This is a genomic window from Pseudomonas entomophila (assembly GCF_013523125.1).
Taxonomy (GTDB): domain Bacteria; phylum Pseudomonadota; class Gammaproteobacteria; order Pseudomonadales; family Pseudomonadaceae; genus Aquipseudomonas; species Aquipseudomonas entomophila_B.
On sequence record NZ_JAAMQJ010000084.1, the window covers coordinates 1 to 3,003 of the forward strand.

The 3,003-nt window shown below is 52.6% G+C and carries 1 rRNA gene; it reads right to left on the minus strand.

Annotated elements, in window-relative coordinates:
* Positions 1 to 44 precede the first annotated feature (44 nt).
* Positions 45 to 2,937, minus strand: a 23S ribosomal RNA gene (locus G7007_RS21600).
* Positions 2,938 to 3,003 lie beyond the last annotated feature (66 nt).

A 3,003-nucleotide genomic window follows, 5' to 3' on the forward strand; every position in this document is an offset into this window, starting at 1 on the left:
GTCTTCACACCCAACCTGCGCCTGGCAGATTGCTTGGGTGTTATATGGTCAAGCCTCACGGGCAATTAGTATTGGTTAGCTCAACGCCTCACAGCGCTTACACACCCAACCTATCAACGTCGTAGTCTTCGACGGCCCTTTAGGGGATTCAAGATCCCAGTGAGATCTCATCTTGAGGCAAGTTTCCCGCTTAGATGCTTTCAGCGGTTATCTCTTCCGAACATAGCTACCCGGCAATGCCACTGGCGTGACAACCGGAACACCAGAGGTTCGTCCACTCCGGTCCTCTCGTACTAGGAGCAGCCCCTCTCAAATCTCAAACGTCCACGGCAGATAGGGACCGAACTGTCTCACGACGTTCTAAACCCAGCTCGCGTACCACTTTAAATGGCGAACAGCCATACCCTTGGGACCGGCTTCAGCCCCAGGATGTGATGAGCCGACATCGAGGTGCCAAACACCGCCGTCGATATGAACTCTTGGGCGGTATCAGCCTGTTATCCCCGGAGTACCTTTTATCCGTTGAGCGATGGCCCTTCCATACAGAACCACCGGATCACTAAGACCTACTTTCGTACCTGCTCGACGTGTGGGTCTCGCAGTCAAGCGCGCTTTTGCCTTTATACTCTACGACCGATTTCCGACCGGTCTGAGCGCACCTTCGTACTCCTCCGTTACTCTTTGGGAGGAGACCGCCCCAGTCAAACTACCCACCATACACTGTCCTCGATCCGGATGACGGACCTGAGTTAGAACCTCAAAGTTGCCAGGGTGGTATTTCAAGGATGGCTCCACGCAGACTGGCGTCCACGCTTCACAGCCTCCCACCTATCCTACACAAGCAAATTCAAAGTCCAGTGCAAAGCTATAGTAAAGGTTCACGGGGTCTTTCCGTCTAGCCGCGGATACACTGCATCTTCACAGCGATTTCAATTTCACTGAGTCTCGGGTGGAGACAGCGCCGCCATCGTTACGCCATTCGTGCAGGTCGGAACTTACCCGACAAGGAATTTCGCTACCTTAGGACCGTTATAGTTACGGCCGCCGTTTACCGGGGCTTCGATCAAGAGCTTCGCTTGCGCTAACCCCATCAATTAACCTTCCGGCACCGGGCAGGCGTCACACCCTATACGTCCACTTTCGTGTTTGCAGAGTGCTGTGTTTTTAATAAACAGTCGCAGCGGCCTGGTATCTTCGACCGGCATGGGCTTACGGAGCAAGTCCTTGACCCTCGCCGGCGCACCTTCTCCCGAAGTTACGGTGCCATTTTGCCTAGTTCCTTCACCCGAGTTCTCTCAAGCGCCTTGGTATTCTCTACCTAACCACCTGTGTCGGTTTGGGGTACGGTTCCCGGTTATCTGAAGCTTAGGAGCTTTTCTTGGAAGCATGGCATCAACCACTTCGTCGCCTAAAGGCAACTCGTCATCAGCTCTCGGCCTTGGGATCCCGGATTTGCCTAAGATCCCAGCCTACCACCTTAAACTTGGACAACCAACGCCAAGCTGGCCTAGCCTTCTCCGTCCCTCCATCGCAATAACCGGAAGTACAGGAATATTAACCTGTTTTCCATCGACTACGCTTTTCAGCCTCGCCTTAGGGACCGACTAACCCTGCGTCGATTAACGTTGCGCAGGAAACCTTGGTCTTTCGGCGTGGGAGTTTTTCACTCCCATTGTCGTTACTCATGTCAGCATTCGCACTTCTGATACCTCCAGCCAGCTTCTCAACTGACCTTCACAGGCTTACAGAACGCTCCTCTACCGCATCACCTAGTGGTGATACCCGTAGCTTCGGTGCATGGTTTGAGCCCCGTTACATCTTCCGCGCAGGCCGACTCGACTAGTGAGCTATTACGCTTTCTTTAAAGGGTGGCTGCTTCTAAGCCAACCTCCTAGCTGTCTAAGCCTTCCCACATCGTTTCCCACTTAACCATGACTTTGGGACCTTAGCTGACGGTCTGGGTTGTTTCCCTTTTCACGACGGACGTTAGCACCCGCCGTGTGTCTCCCATGCTCGGCACTTGCTGGTATTCGGAGTTTGCATCGGTTTGGTAAGTCGGGATGACCCCCTAGCCGAAACAGTGCTCTACCCCCAGCAGTGATACATGAGGCGCTACCTAAATAGCTTTCGAGGAGAACCAGCTATCTCCGAGCTTGATTAGCCTTTCACTCCGATCCACAGGTCATCCGCTAACTTTTCAACGGTAGTCGGTTCGGTCCTCCAGTCAGTGTTACCTAACCTTCAACCTGCCCATGGATAGATCGCCCGGTTTCGGGTCTATACCCAGCGACTGTTCGCCCTATTAAGACTCGCTTTCGCTACGCCTCCCCTATTCGGTTAAGCTCGCCACTGAATATAAGTCGCTGACCCATTATACAAAAGGTACGCAGTCACCCAACAAAGTAGGCTCCCACTGCTTGTACGCATACGGTTTCAGGTTCTATTTCACTCCCCTCTCCGGGGTTCTTTTCGCCTTTCCCTCACGGTACTGGTTCACTATCGGTCAGTCAGTAGTATTTAGCCTTGGAGGATGGTCCCCCCATGTTCAGACAAAGTTTCTCGTGCTCCGTCCTACTCGATTTCATTGAAAGAAGATTTTCGTGTACGGGGCTATCACCCACTATGGCCGCACTTTCCAGAGCGTTCCACTAATCTTCAACCAACTTAAGGGCTGGTCCCCGTTCGCTCGCCACTACTAAGGGAATCTCGGTTGATTTCTATTCCTCAGGGTACTTAGATGTTTCAGTTCCCCTGGTTCGCCTCATGCACCTATGTATTCAGTGCAGGATACTCAGCTTGTGCTGAGTGGGTTCCCCCATTCAGAGATCTCTGGATCACAGTCTGTTTGCCGACTCCCCAAAGCTTATCGCAGGCTACCACGTCTTTCATCGCCTCTGACTGCCAAGGCATCCACCGTATGCGCTTCTTCACTTGACCATATAACCCCAAGCAATCTGGTTATACTGTGAAGACGACATTCGCCGAAAATTCGCATGTTGCGCT